Genomic DNA, 18060 nt, shown 5'->3' with positions numbered 1-18060 from the left:
CTGGTGTGCGGGTGGCCGCGTCGTGCTCATGGGTGCCTCCACTGATAGGTACCTGCACTGATGGGCACCCGCGCTGATGGCGGCGTAGCGCTGACGGCTTGCGGGTGGCGGCGCGGTGCACCGCTCGCCGCCACCCGGCCGCCGTGTTGGCGGGCAGTGCCGCCTGCTTAGCCGGCGACCAGCACGTGCAGCTGGCGCGGGCCGTGCACGCCCTCCACGCGGCTCAGCTCGATATCCGAGGTGGCGGACGGCCCGGCCACGAAAGTAATCGGCTGGCCATCGCGTACCGAATCCTGGAGCCGAGTCATCGCCTCGGGAGTATTGGAAACAACCTGGTCGGCACGCAGTATGCACACATGCGCATCGGGTACCAGAGTGAGCGCCCGCCGGCCCTGGTCAGCGCGATGGTCCATGGCGAACGTGCCGGTATTGGCCACCCCGACAGCGGCGGCCGTCACCACCGCATCAATCTCGTTGAGTTGGCGGGCGGTCAGGTTATCGTCGTCGTATATCTGGAAACCATCCGCCGCAATAGCCGCGCGCCACGCGGAATCCAGCCCCGCGGGAAGCACCACGGAGCGCGCGCCAATCGCGTGCAGGTGCGCGACGATAGCCGCCGGGACCGCTACCGGTTCCACCCGCTCCACCTCGGCCTTGTAATCGGCCACGAGCTCGAGGAAATAATCCACGATGTCGCCCTCGATGGCGGTGGGCTGGTTGTACTCCCAGCTGATCGCGGATTCTTCCGGATCCTGGCTGGGCACATCGCCGAGTGCGGAGCGAATCCGCGCGAAAATCTCATCACGTGCCGAGGTCATGACAGCTCCTCAGTGGTCGGGCGGCCGAAAATATCAGGTGCGCAGGTCGGGTTCGGCGGCAGCTGCGACAGTTGCGGAGCATTCGCCGGCGTGTTCTGCCCCGGCGCGCTCTGCCCCGCCGCTGGTGGAAGCTGTGCGGCACCGTGCGGAAGCTGCGGTAACTGCTGAGGGGTAGTTGGCGAATTGGCTGCGCCGTCGATCACACTCGGGTCGCAACCGAGCTGACCCTGCAACTTCTTCTGTACCTCCTTCTGCATGCGCTTGAGCTGCCGCGCTTCGCGTTTCTTGCGCCGTGCGAAGGTGGCGCGGGCGCTGCGCTTGGGCAGCATCGGGACGTCGCGGGCCCGCGTCCAGCGATGCACGCCGGGAATATGCCAATTCCCGATGTGATGCATGAACAGGCCCATCACGCGCCCGCCCACGCTGGCCATGCGCGCCGCGGCGCCCAGGCGCCAGCCCTTGCCCATGACCCAGCCGCCGCCGGCCATGAGGATCGGCTCCACGTGCGGGCGCAGCCCGGCCTCCGCGCGTTTCTTATCCACAGCTTTGCGGCGCAGGTGCACGAGGATATTCGAGATCGGAATTTTCACCGGGCACACTTCATTGCAAGCCCCGCACAGGGTGGAAGCGAAGGGCAGGGAGCGATCCACCACCGATTCCAGGCCGCGGATCTGCGGGTTGAGGATCGCGCCGATGGGCCCGGGGTAGACCGAGCCGTAGGCGTGCCCGCCCACCTTCTCATACACGGGGCAAATATTCAGGCAGGCCGAGCAGCGAATGCAGCGCAGCGCCGCGCGCCCGATCGGGTCAGAGAGCACCTTGGTACGCCCGTTATCCAGCAAAATAATATGAACATCGCGCGGGCCGTCACCTTCGCGGGCACCCGTCCAAATGGTCCCGTAGGGGGCCATGCGCTCGCCGGTGGAAGAACGCGGCAGCAGCTGCAAGAACACCTCAAGATCCTGGAACGTGGGGAGAATCTTCTCGATACCCACCACGGAGATGAGGGTTTCCGGCAGGGTGAGGTTCATGCGGCCATTGCCTTCGGATTCCACCACCACCAGGGAACCGGTTTCCGCAATCGCGAAATTCGCACCGGAAATCCCCACCTTGGTGCGCATGAACTTTTCGCGCAGGTGCACGCGGGCCGCGGCGGCCAACTCGGCCGGCTCATCGGTCACATCGGGCGGGCAGGGCGTGCCGTACTGGCCCATTTCCCGCAGGAAGATCTCGCGCACCTCGCTGCGATTACGGTGAATCGCGGGCACCAGAATATGGCTGGGCCGGTCGTGCCCGAGCTGCACAATAAGCTCGGCCAAATCCGTTTCCCAGGCCGCGATCCGGGCTTCTTCCAGGTGTTCGTTCAGGTCAATTTCCTGGCTGACCATGGACTTGACCTTGGTGACTTCGCTTTCCCCGGTGGCACGCACCAGGTCAATCACGATCCGGTTGGCTTCCTCCGCATCGCGCGCCCAGTGCACATGCGCCCCGGCGGCGGTGGCGTTCTTTTCGAACTCCGCCAGATAATGATCGAGGTGGCGGCCCACCCGGTTCTTAATATCGGCCCCGGCCTGGCGAATATCCTGCCAATTATCCAGCTCGCTCACCACCGCCTGGCGTTTCGCGCGAATCGTGTGGGTGGCGTGATGGAGATTCTTCGCCTGCGTTTCGTTGCCCAGCTCGCGCACCGCGGCCTTGGGGAAGGCCGGGGAATCGAGCAGATCCCCTTCGGGCGGGGCCGGGGTGAGGCGTTCCAATTTCAAGGTTTTCATGCGATCCTCCCGGCGGGGGTGGTTGCGGCCACGGCGCCGGCGGCACCCGGCACGGCGCCGGCGCCAACCGGCGCGGTTTGCACCAGCAAATTGACCATGTGAATGGGGCGGACGGGTTTCTTCTCGCGGTGCAGAATCCCGCCGAAGTTCATGAGGCAGGCATTATCGAGGCTGGCCACGTATTCCGCCCCGGTTTCGATCACGTGGCGGGCTTTATCCCGCCCCAGCGCAATGGACACATCCGAATTCTTCACGGAGAACGTGCCCCCGAAACCGCAGCACTGGCGCATATCTTCGAGCGGAATATATTCCAGCCCGCGCACCGCTTGCAGCAGCCGAATGGGCCGGTCGCCCACCTCGGCCACCCGCAGCGAATGGCACGAGGCGTGATAGGTGACGGTGTGCGGGAAGTACGCGCCCACATCCACGGTCCCCAGCACGTCCACGATGAACTCGCTGATGTCGTAGACCCGTTTCTGCACTTCGTGGACGCGCCGCGCCAGCTCATCCTCGCCGGCATCGAGGGCCAGCATCTCATGCTGTTCGCGTACCGAACCGACGCAGGATCCGGAGGGCCCCACGATGTAGTCGTATTCTTCAAAAGCTTCGAGGAAGGCCCGCACGCTCGGCAGCGCCCGGTCAAAATACCCGGTATTCGTGAACATCTGCCCGCAGCACGTTTGGGCGCGCGGGAACTCCACGTCACACCCGAGCCGCTCGAGCAGCACCGCGGTGTTATTCACGGTATTCGGGAACATCACCTCGTTAATACAGGTGGCGAAAACCGCAACTTTCTTGCGCGGTTCCGGCCCGGGAATGAGGGTCATATCAACTCTTTTCTTTCGTTGTTATTACGACGACGCCGCCGCTGCGCGGCGCTGTGCCCGGCCAGCCGCGGACCTCTGGCAGGGCGGAAGTATTTAGGCGAGGAACCCAACCAGCAGGCACAGCAGGATGAGCAGGCCGCAGGCCCAGGGCAGGGACTTGCGCAGCAGCACGGATTCTTCGCCGACCATATCCACCCCGCCGGTGGCAATCGCCAGAGTTTGGGGGCTGATCATCTTGCCCACGGCCCCACCCACGGTATTGCAGGCCACCAGCAGCCCCGGATCCGCCCCGATTTGGGTGGCGGCGGTGTGCTGCAGATTGGCAAAGAGCGCCGTCGTTGAGGTTCCCGAACCGGTCACCGCGGTGCCGATCCACCCCAGAATCGGGGCGAGGAAGGGGAAGACGGAGCCGGCACCGGCAATCCAGGTGCCGATGGTGAGGGTCTGCCCGGAAAGGTTCATAACGTAGGCGAGGGCGAGCACCGAACCGATGGTGAGGAAGGTCCAGCGCAGCTTGTAGACCTGGGCGAACATGAGGCGCGCTACCGCGCCCGGGCGCATCCGGTAGCAGGCGGCCAACACCAGCGCGGTCAGGAGCAGCAGAGTGCCCGGGGAGCTCAGCCAGGCGAAGGTGTAGGTGGTGGAGGCGGCGGGCGTGCCATCGGCGGCGCGCACCAGATTCTCACCCCCGGCCCACAGGGCCGGCCAGTGGATGGTCACGTTTGTGGCCGCGAGGGCGCTGCGGATTGCCGGCACCATCTGGGTGGTCACGAAAACGGCCACGATAAGCACGTAGGGGAAGATGGCCCAGGCCAGAGCCGCGGGGCGAATGCGCTCGGTGGCCGGTTGGGGCGCGGCGCCGGTGAGGCGTTCGGCCGCGGCGCGGCTCCCGCGCGGTTGCCAGATGCGCAGCAGCGCGATGCCGACCGCCAGGCTCACCAGGGCGGGAACCATATTGACCAGGCCGGGGGCCAGGGTGCGGGCGGCGAGCCAGGTGCTCAGCGCGTAGGAGGCGCCCACCGCCAGGGCCAGGGGCCACACCTGCGCCAGGCCGCGCCAGCCGTCCATAATGAGGAGCAGCGCGAAGGGGATGAGCCAGACGAGCACGCTGGTTTGTTCGCTGATCTGGGCGGAGAGAGTAGCGGCATCGATGCCGGTGAGGTTCGCGCCGGTGAGCACGGGCGTGGCCATCGCCCCGTAGGGCACCGCGAAGGTATTGCCCACCAGCACCGTGAGCGCCGCCTTCCAGGGCGCGAAGCCGAGGGCGAGGAGCATAACGCCGCAGATCGCCACCGGCGCCCCGAAACCGGCCAGTGCTTCGAGGAGGGCACAGAAACTAAAAGCGATGAAAATGCCCAGGGCACGCGGATCGGGGGAGAGCCGCGCGAAGGCCTGCATGAGGGTGTCGTGATGCCCGGAGGCCACCGTGAGCTCGAACAGGATGATCGCGGTGAGAACGATCCAGGTAATGGGGAAGATCCCGAAAACGGCGCCTTCCAGGCCGGCGGAAACCGCCATTCCGGCGGGCATACGGAAAGCGAAAATCGCTACCGCAAGCGCAACGACGACGCCGCATACCCCCGCCCAGTGCGCTTTCATATGCACAACGCCCAGCAGGAAGAACACCGTGAGGAGCGGCAGGAGGGCCACGAGGGCGGAGAGGGTGAGACTCCCCAGTGGCGCGGCGGTTTGTGTAAAGGCTTCCACGATGTTCTCCTTTTCATCGCACGAGGTCGGCTCGGATACGGGTCGGTGAGCAGCGTTGGTCACGGCGGTCGAATCCGAATCCGCTTAAGTCTGATTAGAATCGTACGGACGTAGGTCACAAGATAAAAATTGAGAGCGCCAAAATTAGCGTGAGGTTGGTTACAAAAGGGCGGGTAAGGGACTCCTTACTCTGGCGGAAATTTAGTAAATGTGCTAAATGATCCGGCGCATTGGGCGGGTGCCTAGATATGTAGCTGGCCCGCGCGTGGCCCACCGCGGCCCGCCCCGCATGACACGCCGAGCGGCGTGGTTACCGGCTTCACAAAGCGCGGGTCCAAAGTCCTAAAACCGCGTAAATAGGCGCAAAGCAGGAGTGGCGGCGTCGTCGTAAAAACCACAAGTTCTAGTGGTCTTTTGTTCTAGGTGCCACTAGGTGTAGTGTTTAGCCTTGTAGTCGTTCCACCACGCACACAGCGTGACAATCCGAATCCGAGGAGACCCCATGAGCATTACCGTCTACACCAAGCCCGCGTGCGTGCAGTGCAATGCCACCAAGCGCGCGCTCGATAAGGCGGGGCTGGAGTACGAGCTCGTGGATCTCACCCAGGATGCGGAGGCCCTTGCCGCGGTGAAGGCCCTCGGGTACCAGTCGGCGCCCGTGGTTTTCGCGAACGGTCATCACTGGTCCGGCTACCGCCCCGATGAAATCAAGGCGCTCAAGGCCGGCGCGCAGGCCACCGCGGAACCCACCCTGGTGACTGCCTAAGCTGGCGGTGCGGCCGCGTGCCGCCCGCTGAGGAAAGAACCGATGGCACGTATCGTCTATTTTTCTTCTCAAACAAATAACACGCACCGGTTCGTGGAAAAGCTCGGCTACGATGCCGTGCGGATCCCCATCCACGGCGAAACGCCCGTGGTGGATGAACCCTACGTGCTTATTTGCCCCACCTACGGTGGCGGGAACCATCGCGGCGCCGTGCCGCGCCCCGTCATCAAATTCCTCAATAACGAACACAACCGTGCTCTCATCCGCGGGGTGATCGCCGGAGGAAATACCAATTTTGGCGATGTTTACGGACTCGCCGGGGATGTTATCGCCGAAAAATGCGGCGTCCCCATGATGTATCGCTTTGAACTGCTCGGCACGCCTACGGACGTTGCCACGGTTAAGGAAGGTTTGGAACAGTTTTGGGCAACGCAACACTAACGGATACCGGTTCGGAAAACCTGGGTGATTCGCTCGTGGATTACCACTCGCTCAATGCCGAGCTCAATTTGTACGACGCGGACGGCAAGATCCAATTCGAGAAGGATCACGAAGCCGTGCGGCAGTACTTCCTCCAGCACGTCAATAAGAACACCGTGTTCTTCCACGATCTGGAAGAAAAGCTGGAGTACCTCGTGCGCGAAGGCTATTACGAAAAGCGCGTGATCGACGCCTACGATATGGCTTTTATTAAGGAGCTCTACAAGAAGGCCTACGCGCATAAGTTCCGCTTCCCCACCTTCATGGGGGCCTTCAAGTACTACACCTCCTACACCCTGAAAACCTGGGATGGCACCCGCTACCTGGAGCGTTTCGAGGATCGGGTCTGCATCGTGGCCCTCGCGCTGGCCGATGGGGATACCGCGCTGGCCACCAACCTCATGGAAGAAATGATCAGTGGGCGGTTCCAGCCGGCCACCCCCACCTTCCTCAATGCCGGCAAGCAGGCCCGCGGGGAACTGGTCTCCTGCTTCCTGCTGCGGGTGGAAGACAATATGGAATCCATCGCCCGCGCGATTAACTCCGCGCTCCAGCTTTCCAAGCGCGGGGGCGGGGTGGCGCTCAACCTCACCAATCTGCGCGAGCAGGGTGCCCCGATTAAGCGCATTCAAAACCAGTCCTCCGGGGTGAACCCGGTTATGAAGCTGCTGGAGGATTCCTTCTCCTACGCGAACCAGCTGGGGGCGCGCCAGGGCGCGGGGGCCGTGTACCTGCACGCCCACCACCCGGATATTATGCGTTTCCTTGATACCAAGCGCGAAAACGCGGACGAAAAGATCCGGATTAAGACTCTTTCCCTGGGCGTGGTGATCCCGGATATTACCTTCGAGCTGGCCAAGAATCGCGAGCCGATGTACCTCTTCTCCCCCTACGATGTGGAGCGGGTCTACGGCAAGCCGCTCACCGAGATCTCGGTGAGTGAAAAGTACCGCGAAATGGTTGATGACAAGCGCATTAAGAAGACGAAGATCGACGCGCGCCAGTTCTTCCAGACCCTCGCGGAAATCCAGTTCGAATCCGGCTACCCCTACATCGTGTACGAGGACACCGTTAACAACACCAACCCGATTAAGGGCCGGATTACCATGTCCAACCTGTGCTCGGAAATCCTCCAGGTATCCGAGGCGTCCGAATACAATGCTGATCTTTCCTACAAGCACGTGGGTAAGGATATTTCCTGCAACCTCGGCTCCCTCAATATCGCCAAGGCCATGGATTCGGAGGACCTGGGCAAAACGGTGGAGATCGCGGTGCGGGCCCTCACGGCCGTATCGGACCAGACCAGCATTGATTCGGTGCCCTCGGTCAAGCGCGGGAACGAGATGTCCCACGCTATCGGGCTGGGGCAGATGAACCTGCACGGCTACCTGGGTCGCGAGCGGATCTTCTACGGGAGCGAGGAAGCCCTCGACTTCACCAATATGTACTTCTACACGGTGGCCTATCACGCGATCCGTTCCTCCATGCTGCTGGCGAAGGAACGCGGGGAGCGCTTTGACGGCTTCGAGGATTCCACTTATGCAAACGGTGCTTACTTCACGAAGTACCTCGAGCAGGAATGGGTCCCGCAAACCGAGCGGGTGCGCGAACTTTTCGCCGCGCATCACATCCCCACCCGGGAAGATTGGGCGCAGCTGGCCGCGGACGTGGCCGAATACGGGATGTACAACCAGAACCTCCAGGCGGTTCCGCCCACCGGTTCCATCTCCTATATCAACCACTCCACCTCCTCGATCCACCCGATCGTGTCTAAGATCGAGATCCGCAAGGAAGGCAAGATCGGGCGGGTGTACTACCCGGCGCCGTACATGACCAATGACAACCTGGAATACTTCCAGGATGCCTACGAAATCGGCCCGCAGAAGATCATCGACACCTACGCGGTGGCCACCCAGCACGTGGACCAGGGGCTTTCCCTCACGCTGTTCTACCCGGACACCGTGACCACGCGCGATGTGAACCGCAATTACATTTACGCGTGGCGCAAGGGCATCAAGACGCTCTACTACATGCGTATCCGCCAGGCCGCCCTCCAGGGCACCGAAGTGGAAGGCTGCGTCTCCTGCATGCTGTAGTAGGTATGCGGTGTTTACTTGCGTGAGGTGGGCCGGTTGCGTGGAAACGTGACCGGCCCGCTTTGTACGGTACGACGGCGCAGCTAGCGGCCTTCCGGCCCGGTGAGCTCGAGAAGGGAGCGGATATCCGCCCCTGAGATGGGCCCGCGGGCCGCCTCATCAACCAGGCCGGCCAGCTCGCGCTTGCGCGCCTGCAGGGCGATGACTTTCTCCTCGATGGTATCCGCCGAGGCCAGCCGGTAGACGGTGACCGGCTTATCCTGGCCAATACGATGGGCCCGGTCAATGGCCTGCTCTTCGGCGGCCGGATTCCACCACGGATCCATAATGTATACGTAATCCGCTTCCGTGAGGGTAAGCCCGGTGCCGCCCGCCTTGAGGGAAATGAGGAACACCGGGGCGCTGCCATCGCGGAACGCCGCAATCGCGCCGGCGCGGTCCCGGGTGGAACCATCCAGGTAGCTATAGGTAATACCCTCCCGATCCAGCTGGTGGGCAATACGCTCCAGATAGGTGGTGAATTGGGAGAACACCAGGGCCCGGTGGCCCTCCGGGATAATCTGCTGGAGGTGCTCAAGGAGCAGATTGGTTTTCGCCGGCGGGGTGGTAATCCGCCCGTCCACCAGGCCCGGGTCGATAGCCATGCGCCGCAGCCGGGTGAGGGAAGCAAGAATCGAAATGCGATTGGCATTCGGATCATCGATAAGCCCGAGGATTTCCTGGCGCTCGCGTTCCAGCTGCTTGCGATAGCGCTGCGCGTGGGCGGGCGCGAGGGGAACACTCAGCTCGGTCACGGTGCGGGCGGGAAGGTCCTTGGCCACCTCGGCTTTGCGGCGTCGTAACATAAAGGGCCGCACCAGGCGCGTGAGCAGCGCGGCAGCCTCCTCGTCATTAAATTTCTCAATGGGGTTCTGGAACTGCTCGATAAAACGCGCGTGCCCGGGGAGCAGACCGGGGCTGGTGAGGGCCAGCAGCGCCGCCAAATCCGAGAGACTATTTTCCACCGGGGTGCCCGTAACCGCGAAGGTCCAGGGGCGGGTGAGCGCGGCGACGGCGCGATAGCCCACCGTGCTGGGGTTCTTCACCGCCTGGGCCTCATCGAGGATAACCCCACCCCAATCAACCTTCGCGTACTCCGCGCGCTCCAGGCGCAGCAGGGTATAGGAGGTCACCACAATATCCGCGCTCGCGGCAATATTTGCCAGGGCTAGTGAACGGCGTTTACCCGAGCCGGTGATGGTGTGTACCCGCAGCTCCGGGGTGAAGCGCTCCGCTTCGCTGCGCCACACCGGCACCACGGAGGTGGGAGCCACCACGAGCACCGGGCCTTCCAACTTGCCCTCGGCGCGTGCGCCGCTGATCATGGCGAGCATCTGCGCGGTTTTGCCCAGGCCCATATCATCGGCCAAGATCCCGCCGTAATGAGCGCGCGCCAGGTGAGTGAGCCAGGAATAGCCGGCTTCCTGATAGGAGCGCAGGGTGCCCTGGAACGTTTCGGGAACCGGAACCGGCTCGCCCAGGTGATCAAGCTGGGTGAGAGCATCGGTGAGCGCCTGCGGATTGGCCAGCGCGGAAAGATCCAGAGCGTGGGCACGTGCTCGGGGCACGGAGATGCTCTCGGGGGTGACGGTGCCCAGAGCTGCGGCGTCGTACAAAAGCTGGCGCAGCGCATCGAAGTCGCTGCCCAGCGGGATCAGCACATCGCCGAGGATGAGGTGGTCGTGCCCGCTGGTCAGTGCCTCGTAGAGCACGTTGAGCGGTATTTGGTGCTCGCCGACGTCGACGGTGATATTGAGGTCAAGCCAGTCGTTCTCCTCGCTCACGCTGGTGCTCAACACCGGGGTGTCGGTCACGATAGTGAGATTGGCATCCTCCATGACGGTAGTGGTGATACCTGCCTCGCGCCAGGCCGGAATAACGACTTCGCGCAGGGTCTGATAGGTGCTGAGATCCAAACTTTGGGTTGTTAGAAGGTCAAGCGGTGGCATCCCCGTGGCCTTCGTCCAGATTTCACGCACCGCGGTGAGCTGTTCCCGAGGCGCCTCATGCAGGAGACGGTGCACCGTCAGTTCCGTATAGAGGGATGTGCTCTCCGAGTCTTCGGATTCGGCGGGGTTCTCACTGCCATCGGCCGGCAGCATGCGCCGCCCCAGGTACCACTCCAGGAGGAAAGTGCTGTGCCGATAGCGCGCGCCGTCCTCAGCGGAAGGGCGGCGAATAAGCGCGTGGAGATTCGGTTCGGCGAAGCGGTGTGGCGTGAACGCGCCGTCGGGGGAAACAACGGGGATATCCTCCGGGAGTTCCGGAAGAAGATTGAGTTCAAAAACAGGAACATCCGCCGCCGGGATGGTGAGAGGATGGGCATCTTCCGCGGCTTGGAAAAGATAATCGGGGATAGTGGAACGCAGGCGGCCCAGGATATAAGCACCGTTCTCGTAACTGAGGGCGAGAGGCGGGGTGGTGCCCGCAAGAACTTCGGCGGGTGTGCCGTTCGGAGTTTCTGGAAGCACCCGCAAAAGCAGGTCATCGCTATCAGGTTCGCGGGCGGAAAGGCTCAACTGCACACCCCAGGGGTCATGAGCCAGGCGCAAGGGCTGATCAACATCACCGCAATAAAGCTCAACGCCGGCATCGTGGACGTTACGCAGGTACGCCATAGCGGCAGTGCCGAGGTCCCGGAGCGAAATATTCGGGTTGGAATAGGGATTCCGCCGGGCTGCCTCGTACAAGTTCCGGAGCGCACTGAGCTGGAGCGGGTCAAAGCCATCAGTATTGGCGCGGGAGCCGTATCGCGGCGCGATAGTGGACCACGCGGTACTCCGCCGCGACCATTCGCCGTTGAGGTTGCGCTGCGCGGGATACAGCATCCCCGTAATTTTCCCGTTTTCCGAATTACGGCCGAGAATAAGCCCGAGGCCCCGCGTTTTCGGGGTGGCCTGTGCCTGATGTAATACCCGCGTCAGCAGTGTGCGCCAGGATCTATCGGCGCTGTTTTCTGCGCATATCAGCAGGGTTGCGAGGATATGTTTACAGTATTGAGCCACCGGGCAGGAGCAATAGGCCATGAGTGGGTCAGTATCTTCGATAACGACCTGGTAGGTATGCCCATTGCCGAGTACGTGGGCCGTAATCCCCTCGGAATCCTCGGAGATATCAAGTACATGGCCATCCTCCGCGTAACGTTCCGCACGCGCGCGGGTTTGCGGTGAGAAATAAACCTCGTAGTCATCCGAGGTTAGCGCCGCAATCTTTGAACTCAGTGAGACAGCCATCCTTTAAGTTTAAGACGCATCCGGGGATGAGGAAAGTCCGGGATCCTGGAGCTCAGAATTCTCTGTGTGCACCGGGTTTTCCGTGTGCTCCGTGTGTTCCAGCTTCTCCGCCCGGGCATTCGCCAGGCGCGTGAGCGCCCCGAGGAAACGCGCCAGCGCAATACCAACCACCGCAATGACTACCGCGCCGGTCAGGTACAGCAGCGGACCGGCAAGAACGGAAAGAATAGCCAGGATATTTTGCCACAGCATAGGTGCTCCATTCTGCGTCATTTCGCGCGGCTCGGCGTGGCTGTGCGTAACTCCGCGCGATTCCACACGCTTCCGCACAAGGGGCGCGCCCGCGCGCGATGGTGGACCGGCCGGCAGGCGGCCAGGTAGTTCACCACTCTACTAGTTATGTGCATATCGCGCTGGCGAACCAGCCGCATCACCTCCAGGCCGGCGCGGTAGGATAGGTGCCACTTCCGCGGAGCCACCCCGCGGAGAAAGAAGGCGGAGCAGGTGAGGAATCGGTATCGTCACGCGGGCACCCTGGCGGTGTTACTCGGAGCGCTGCTCACGCTGGCTATGCTCACCGGGCTGCTGGGCGCTTGCGCGCTGGTCACAGCCCCGGTACTCGCCGCTCCGGTTCCGCGCCCGGTTACTTACGATAATTTTGGCGACGACGCCGTGGCCATCGTCTGGGACGACGATGCCAATCACCGCGATCTCGATGCTGAATTTGACGACTCTGGCATCGTAGACGGCCGGGTCCTGGCCGCCGCCTACCACCGCGGTGCCGGACTTCCCGATTCCCTCAATGCCGCCCTCAATGAGGACCCGAAGGTCAGCGATGTGGAGCTGGGGGAGGGCCTGCCCGGGGCGGGCTACAACTTCCCGGGAATCCCGCAGGTGGGCACCTTCTTCCACGTGGTTCCCGGCACAACCCAGGTGATCCGCGGCTGCACCGGCGTGGTTCTCGATACCCCGGGGCGTTCCCAGATTCTTTCCGCCGCGCACTGCTGGCCCGGGGATGCCTACGCCGCCACTGTCTTCGTGCCGCAATTCTCCATTATTGCTGGTACCGCCTATATTCCCCACGGCATTTGGCGTATCGACCCGGACGCCGTGGTCATCAACGATGCGTATTACAGCGATGATGAGGATGCGGATCGGTACGACGCCGCCGTCCTCACCGCGGACCCGGACCGCTTCGGCAACCTCCTCGAGGACGTGACCGGCGGCCTGCCCCTTGCCGATGTGAGCCCGGAACAACCCGATATTGAGGTGATCGGCTACCCGGTGGCCGAATCTTTCGAGGCCGATAACTACACCTCCGCCTACCCGCGCCACTGCCGCAATTCCACCGAAGCGTTCACAGAAAACGGGGTGGACTACTTCCATATTGAATGCGCCGGGATGCCCACCGGGGTCTCCGGCGGGCCTTGGCTCCAGCAAGGCGAGAACGGAGAATGGGCCATCGTAGCGATCACCGGCGGCGCGCAGGACGGCGGGGGTTATACCGATGACGAATCCGTGGGCGTGCCCATGGATAACCTCATCGCGCAGCTGCTGGAAGAAGCCCGCATCACCTTGGAGGATGCCACCCTCGAACCGGGCAATCCGGCCCACGAAGTCCTCGGCTACCTGGGCGGCCAGCCCGACCGTGCGGATGCCTTCACGGTGTGGCCCTCCGGGGCGGTCGCGCTCTACCTGGATGCCGGCAGCGGGGCGGAAGTCCTGCCGGCGGCCGGGGAAGAAACCGGCGAGCTCGCCCAATTAGATGCCGCGCGCAGTTTCCGTTCGGTGCGGCTCCTGGGCGGGCGTGATCGCCGTTTACGTAACCTCCGCACTCTCGCGGCCGGGGACCTGGACGGCTCCGGCATGGCCGATATTCTCACCCTCGGCCGTGATGGCGCCCTTATCCTCTGGCACGATCCGGGCCTCTTCGGTCTGCGCCACCCCGAGCACCTCAACCCGCATCTTCCCCTCGAATTCACCAACGTGACCAAGATGAGCATCGCCGACGACACCCTCACCGTCACCAATATCGATGGCACGACGACGCAGTATGCGGATATCTCCCAGCAAGGTATCCAGCCCAAGCCGCGCACCTCATGACCTGGCTCGCACCGCTTACCGATTCAACCGTCTAGAATGGGCGGGGTGTGGCGGCGCGAGCGGCGTCGTCGTTCCTATCCATCATCTATCCCGCATCACCTGCGCTAACGAGGAGCTACTGTGATCCCCCCGAAGTTGAAACTTGTCAGTTCTGTGCAAGCCATTAACTGGAACCGCATCGAGGACGAAAAGGACCTTGAAGTGTGGGACCGCCTCACGGGGAATTTCTGGTTGCCCGAAAAGGTGCCGCTGTCCAACGATATTCAGTCGTGGAATACTCTCAAGCCGCATGAACAGCTCATGACCACCCGGGTGTTCACCGGCCTGACCTTGCTCGATACCATTCAGGGCACCGTGGGCGCGGTCTCGCTCATCCCGGACGCGGTCACCCCGCACGAGGAAGCGGTGTATACCAATATCGCCTTCATGGAATCTGTGCACGCCAAGTCGTATTCCTCGATTTTCTCCACACTCATTTCCACCGATGAGATCGACGAAACCTTCGAATGGTCGGAAAATAACGAATTCCTCCAGAAGAAGGCGCAGATCGTGCTGGATTACTACCGCGGGGATGATCCGGAAAAGCGCAAGGTTGCCTCCACGATGCTGGAATCCTTCCTGTTCTACTCCGGTTTCTACGCGCCCATGTACTGGTCCGCGCACGCCAAGCTCACCAATACCGCGGACCTCATCCGCCTCATTATTCGCGACGAAGCCGTGCACGGCTACTACATCGGCTACAAATACCAGCGCGCGGTGGAGAAGGCCAGCAAGGAACGCAAGGCCGAACTCAAGGAATACACCTTTGAGCTGCTCCAAGACCTCTACGAGAACGAGGAAGAATACACCGCCAGCCTTTACGATGAGATGGGCCTGACGGAGGACGTCAAGGCATTCCTGCGCTACAACGCCAATAAGGCGCTCATGAACCTCGGTTACGAAGCGCTGTTCAACCCGGACCAGACGGCCGTCAATCCGGCGATCCTGGCGGCGCTTTCCCCGAACGCGGACGAGAACCACGATTTCTTCTCCGGTTCGGGATCCTCGTACGTTATCGGCGAAGTGGAAGATACTACCGACGACGACTGGGATTTCTAGCGTGCTTGCGCGCTCGCGGTGGTGCGGCCCGCGGTGGCGCGTGCGGTACGACGCCGCAGCGCCGGCCTGGCGGTAATAGCGCCGGTCCGCTGCCACGCAATGCGGCGCGGCGCCGCGTGACCAATTCCGCCGCGAAAAAACTGGCACCACGCCCCGCTGAGCGTGTACGCTAGTAAGGCTTGCACGGGTGAGCTCAGGCTTCCCCGGTGAGCATGGAGACGTGACTGAGTGGCCGAAAGTGGCACCCTGCTAAGGTGTTAGTCGCAATAGCGGCTCGAGGGTTCGAATCCCTCCGTCTCCGCTCTGTGATGGATCGTGCCATAGATTTACCTGTGGTTTCGCGGCCATCGTGCTTGTGTGTAACTGAAGTTTCATGAGATTTTAGGGTGCGGGCCGGCTACGTAAGACGAAGGAGTGCAACCGATGGCCACCACTATTCTCGGTTGGGGCTACGAGGGGAAAACTATCAGTGATCTTCTCGATACATTGGAAGCTAACCGAGTCCATACCGTTGTTGATATTCGGCTTACTCCCATCAGCCGCAAGAAAGGATTTTCTAAAACGCGGCTGCGCCAAGCGGTGGAATCTACCGGAACCCGCTATGTTCATATGCGATCCCTCGGTAATCCTAAGGATAATCGGGCAGCTTTCGCTCATCCTGGAACTCCCGAAGCGCATGCCGCTCACGCGCGTTTCCGCAACGAGGTACTCGCGACTCCGGATGCGCGGGTAGCCATCCACGAGATTGCTGACCTAGCACATGACGGTACAATCCTCGTTCTCTGCTTCGAGGATAATCACCTACAGTGCCACCGAAAACTCGTGATTGAGGAAACGCGCGCTGTGTTAGAAGAGTCCGAGCGTTTCGCGGCTTGAGCCAAAGATTCCCAACACCAGGAAGCTGTGGCGTTTGTGCGGAGCGGCTTGGTTGCCAACAATAATCCGCAGTGGAACGCCGGGCTTTTCACGTTCTCTAATGAATTTCTTTTCGAATTCTTGCTGGGCGTATTCGATTGACGCCGTTGGTGGCCAATGGCGTTGCAGCGCCACCGCTTCCCAGTCCGTTATTGTCAAGGAATGGCGCGAGCAACTTGGAAAATTGCAATAGAATTCAAGCCGTGCAACAAACCGCGGGGCTTCGAGCGTGAGCCCCTTGTTACCGAAGATATCTTCGTCTTTATATTTGCGCAGCGCAGCTTTCTGCTGTTCATTCCAGCCCGGGTGAAGCGATACTTTAATCGTAGGTGTTGCCCGGGGCGTGATAAGCGCAAGGGATTGCGCGGCCGGATTTCTCATAGCTTCCGCCCGTAGTTCACAGAGGGATTTGGTAGGAAGAGGGTCGAGGTAGATAGCTCTCTCGTCCCACCCGGTAATAGGCCCATCTTGCGGTTGAGGATCCTTTTCGACCCGTAAGCTTTCTTCCCGGTCATCATCGTTAGGTGCGCGGACGGATACTCGAATAGTTTGATATTTCTTGAAGCGGTCGGTGCCGTCAAGATAACGGAAGGCGATAGGGTAAAGCCTTACCCAGCGAAGCGGATCGAGGGCGACTCCGGCAACGCACACGGTTTCCTTGTATTTTTCTGAGGGGATGGGAGCGGTTTTAACAACGACTAAAACGTCGATTTCTCGACCTAGCTGGTCCAGTTCCCTTGCTTTGCTGATATCCATGGGCGCGCCTTCACGTCGAAGATGGTGGTGTGAATAGAGGCTACAAGATTTTCTTGCCGCTAGGGAGAGGTATGGATTACACGGGGCTGGTGGATTAGACTCAAGCGCAAAGAACGCCGGGTCTGATCTTTGATGGGTAGGGTTGCCGAGGCAAACCGGAACTGGGAAACCGGGTCCTTTCATCCATAGAGGTGACTGAGGTCCTCGGAATCCTGCCCACCGAAGCTCAGGCATCGCTTTTATTGGGGCTTTCCCACCGTGGGTGTAAAAGAAGTAAGGGTAAATCGTGGCTGGAAGTGCAAGTGGTGAACCATATTGCCGTCCGGTAACGAAACTTGCGAAATACGTTTGCGAGCATGGCGACCCTGAAGTTCTCTTCGGTCCGGGGAAGGGCCAAGGCCTTGGGGTCGGTATCGGTGAAGAGGGAGACGTTTGGGATCTGATCTACACTGTGTCCTCCGCTCATCTTTCGGGAGTCCTATTACCCGAAGATCTTCTGAGCGACGCAATTTACGAAATTTCCCGCCAATTGGATCATGTTTCTTCCCGCGTTCTGAATGACCGGCTGGAGTTGATTGGTTCGTCTTTGCGGGTCCCTCAAATTCCCCGCGACGAGTAGCTTAGGAGGTTCCCCGATGATTGCGTATGAATTGGACGGTTTCCCAGCGGTGATTCACCTTCTTGAATACGTGACGGAAAAATCTGAAAAGCACCATCCGGATGAACTCGTTATAAGAGCGTTGTGGGGCCCTGTCACGCCGTGGACGGTTATCGACGCTTTAAAATTTGGGGAAGCTTACGGATTTGAGATTCCTTCAAAGCTTGCGTGTGATGCGGTGGATGAAATTCGTCCAATTCTTGATTCGTGGGCTACCGATATTTTGGAGTATCACGAAAATAAGAATCATTGGGGGTTGGATTTGTCTTTGCCGGAGGAACCGGGGGTTTGGCCCGACTAACTAGCCCATCTTTGCAAGACCGGAAAGCGAGGAAAGCATATGGTTTTACCAATAAACGAAACTCCTCAGGAGTCGCAGGTGGCGCTTCTTGCTGAGTACGTCCAGAAATATGGCGACCAAGATATCCTTTTTGGTGAAAAAGGGCATTGGGGACACGGCTTAGGCGTGGATTGTGATGTTTGGGATCTGATCTACACCGTACATTCGGGCGTTATTTCAAGTTGTGCCATGCCAGAAGAGCTGATCGGCGCAGCTATCGACGAAGTCCGGGATTGGTTTGATGAGACTACGCGACAGATCTTGAATGGGTATTTGGAAGAGGGCGGCTACTCCCTGCGAGTCTAGTCTGCCGATCAATACCATGCCGCTGGTCATATGACTGCCCCCGGTAATGTGACAGGTAATCGAAGAGCTTTCAGCCATAGAAATTGGGCTACTTTTCAGCCGTCGCTAACAGCATAGAAAACCTGGGGGCCGCGCCGGTATCGGCG

General features: G+C 61.0%; 16 protein-coding genes and 1 tRNA gene. 10 read left to right on the top strand and 7 right to left on the bottom strand.

The features are described from left to right. Positions 1-167 precede the first annotated feature (167 nt). The 4 genes from QP305_RS08220 to QP305_RS08205 form a co-directional block, all read right to left on the bottom strand. Positions 168-818, bottom strand: a complete 651-nt coding sequence (locus QP305_RS08220) for a LutC/YkgG family protein (RefSeq protein WP_284904871.1) — start codon at positions 816-818, stop codon at positions 168-170. Beyond that, positions 815-2590, bottom strand: a complete 1776-nt coding sequence (locus QP305_RS08215; protein WP_284904870.1) for a LutB/LldF family L-lactate oxidation iron-sulfur protein — start codon at positions 2588-2590, stop codon at positions 815-817. The genes QP305_RS08220 and QP305_RS08215 overlap by 4 nt, the downstream gene beginning before the upstream one ends. Continuing rightward, positions 2587-3417: a (Fe-S)-binding protein gene (locus QP305_RS08210; protein WP_284904869.1), complete on the bottom strand. Its 831-nt coding sequence runs from the start codon at positions 3415-3417 to the stop codon at positions 2587-2589. Before QP305_RS08210 ends, QP305_RS08215 begins: the two co-directional genes overlap by 4 nt. Positions 3418-3510: 93 nt before the next feature. Beyond that, positions 3511-5124: an L-lactate permease gene (locus QP305_RS08205; protein WP_284904868.1), complete on the bottom strand. Its 1614-nt coding sequence runs from the start codon at positions 5122-5124 to the stop codon at positions 3511-3513. Between the two features lie 502 nt (positions 5125-5626). Here QP305_RS08205 and nrdH point away from each other — a divergent pair. The 3 genes from nrdH to nrdE are packed head-to-tail and all read left to right on the top strand — an operon-like array spanning position 5627 to position 8466. Continuing rightward, on the top strand, positions 5627-5890 hold the full coding sequence (nrdH, locus tag QP305_RS08200) for a glutaredoxin-like protein NrdH (RefSeq protein ID WP_026429161.1): 264 nt from the start codon (positions 5627-5629) through the stop codon (positions 5888-5890). Between the two features lie 42 nt (positions 5891-5932). After that, on the top strand, positions 5933-6331 hold the full coding sequence (gene nrdI / locus QP305_RS08195; RefSeq protein ID WP_026429160.1) for a class Ib ribonucleoside-diphosphate reductase assembly flavoprotein NrdI: 399 nt from the start codon (positions 5933-5935) through the stop codon (positions 6329-6331). Next, positions 6313-8466 carry a class 1b ribonucleoside-diphosphate reductase subunit alpha gene (gene nrdE, locus QP305_RS08190; protein ID WP_284904867.1) on the top strand — a complete coding sequence of 718 codons (2154 nt, stop codon included), beginning with the start codon at positions 6313-6315 and terminating at the stop codon, positions 8464-8466. Before nrdI ends, nrdE begins: the two co-directional genes overlap by 19 nt. 83 nt (positions 8467-8549) lie before the next feature. On the opposite strand, the gene QP305_RS08185 is transcribed toward nrdE, so the two are convergent. Together QP305_RS08185 and QP305_RS08180 are read right to left on the bottom strand one after the other, a co-directional pair. After that, positions 8550-11738, bottom strand: coding sequence for an SNF2-related protein (locus QP305_RS08185; RefSeq protein ID WP_284904866.1), 3189 nt, complete (start codon positions 11736-11738; stop codon positions 8550-8552). Positions 11739-11747: 9 nt separating this feature from the next. Next, on the bottom strand, positions 11748-11990 hold the full coding sequence (locus QP305_RS08180) for a hypothetical protein (RefSeq protein ID WP_284904865.1): 243 nt from the start codon (positions 11988-11990) through the stop codon (positions 11748-11750). 252 nt (positions 11991-12242) lie between these two features. Here QP305_RS08180 and QP305_RS08175 point away from each other — a divergent pair, with 252 nt between their 5' ends. The 4 genes from QP305_RS08175 to QP305_RS08160 all read left to right on the top strand — a co-directional run bounded on the left by QP305_RS08175 (position 12243) and on the right by QP305_RS08160 (position 15815). Continuing rightward, the gene (locus tag QP305_RS08175; protein ID WP_284904864.1) at positions 12243-13841 is read left to right on the top strand and encodes a trypsin-like serine peptidase; all 1599 of its coding nucleotides are present in this window, start codon (positions 12243-12245) and stop codon (positions 13839-13841) included. A 120-nt stretch (positions 13842-13961) separates the two neighbouring features. Then, positions 13962-14939, top strand: a complete 978-nt coding sequence (nrdF, locus tag QP305_RS08170; protein WP_016442136.1) for a class 1b ribonucleoside-diphosphate reductase subunit beta — start codon at positions 13962-13964, stop codon at positions 14937-14939. Between the two features lie 214 nt (positions 14940-15153). After that, positions 15154-15240, top strand: a tRNA-Ser gene (locus tag QP305_RS08165). Positions 15241-15362: 122 nt separating this feature from the next. Continuing rightward, a complete protein-coding gene (locus tag QP305_RS08160) occupies positions 15363-15815 on the top strand; it encodes a DUF488 domain-containing protein (protein WP_284904863.1) in 453 nt (150 codons plus the stop codon). On the opposite strand, the gene QP305_RS08155 is transcribed toward QP305_RS08160, so the two are convergent. Next, complete coding sequence (locus QP305_RS08155; protein WP_284904862.1) at positions 15786-16610, bottom strand: hypothetical protein; 825 nt, start codon at positions 16608-16610, stop codon at positions 15786-15788. The two genes, QP305_RS08160 and QP305_RS08155, sit on opposite strands and share 30 nt — an antisense overlap. A 286-nt stretch (positions 16611-16896) precedes the next feature. Between QP305_RS08155 and QP305_RS08150 the strand changes: the two genes are divergently transcribed. From QP305_RS08150 to QP305_RS08140, 3 genes are read left to right on the top strand one after another with little or no spacing between them, the layout of a single operon-like run. Then, a complete protein-coding gene (locus tag QP305_RS08150) occupies positions 16897-17229 on the top strand; it encodes a hypothetical protein (protein ID WP_284904861.1) in 333 nt (110 codons plus the stop codon). A gap of 16 nt (positions 17230-17245) precedes the next feature. After that, positions 17246-17569, top strand: a complete 324-nt coding sequence (locus tag QP305_RS08145; RefSeq protein WP_284904860.1) for a hypothetical protein — start codon at positions 17246-17248, stop codon at positions 17567-17569. 39 nt (positions 17570-17608) lie between these two features. Next, positions 17609-17914: a hypothetical protein gene (locus QP305_RS08140; RefSeq protein ID WP_284904859.1), complete on the top strand. Its 306-nt coding sequence runs from the start codon at positions 17609-17611 to the stop codon at positions 17912-17914. Positions 17915-18060 lie beyond the last annotated feature (146 nt).

Origin of the sequence: Actinotignum timonense (genome assembly GCF_030216305.1) — a bacterium.
Taxonomy (GTDB): Bacteria; Actinomycetota; Actinomycetes; order Actinomycetales; family Actinomycetaceae; genus Actinotignum; species Actinotignum timonense_A.
Note: the sequence above shows the minus strand (reverse complement) of the source record. Positions and strands in the feature narration are given on the sequence as shown.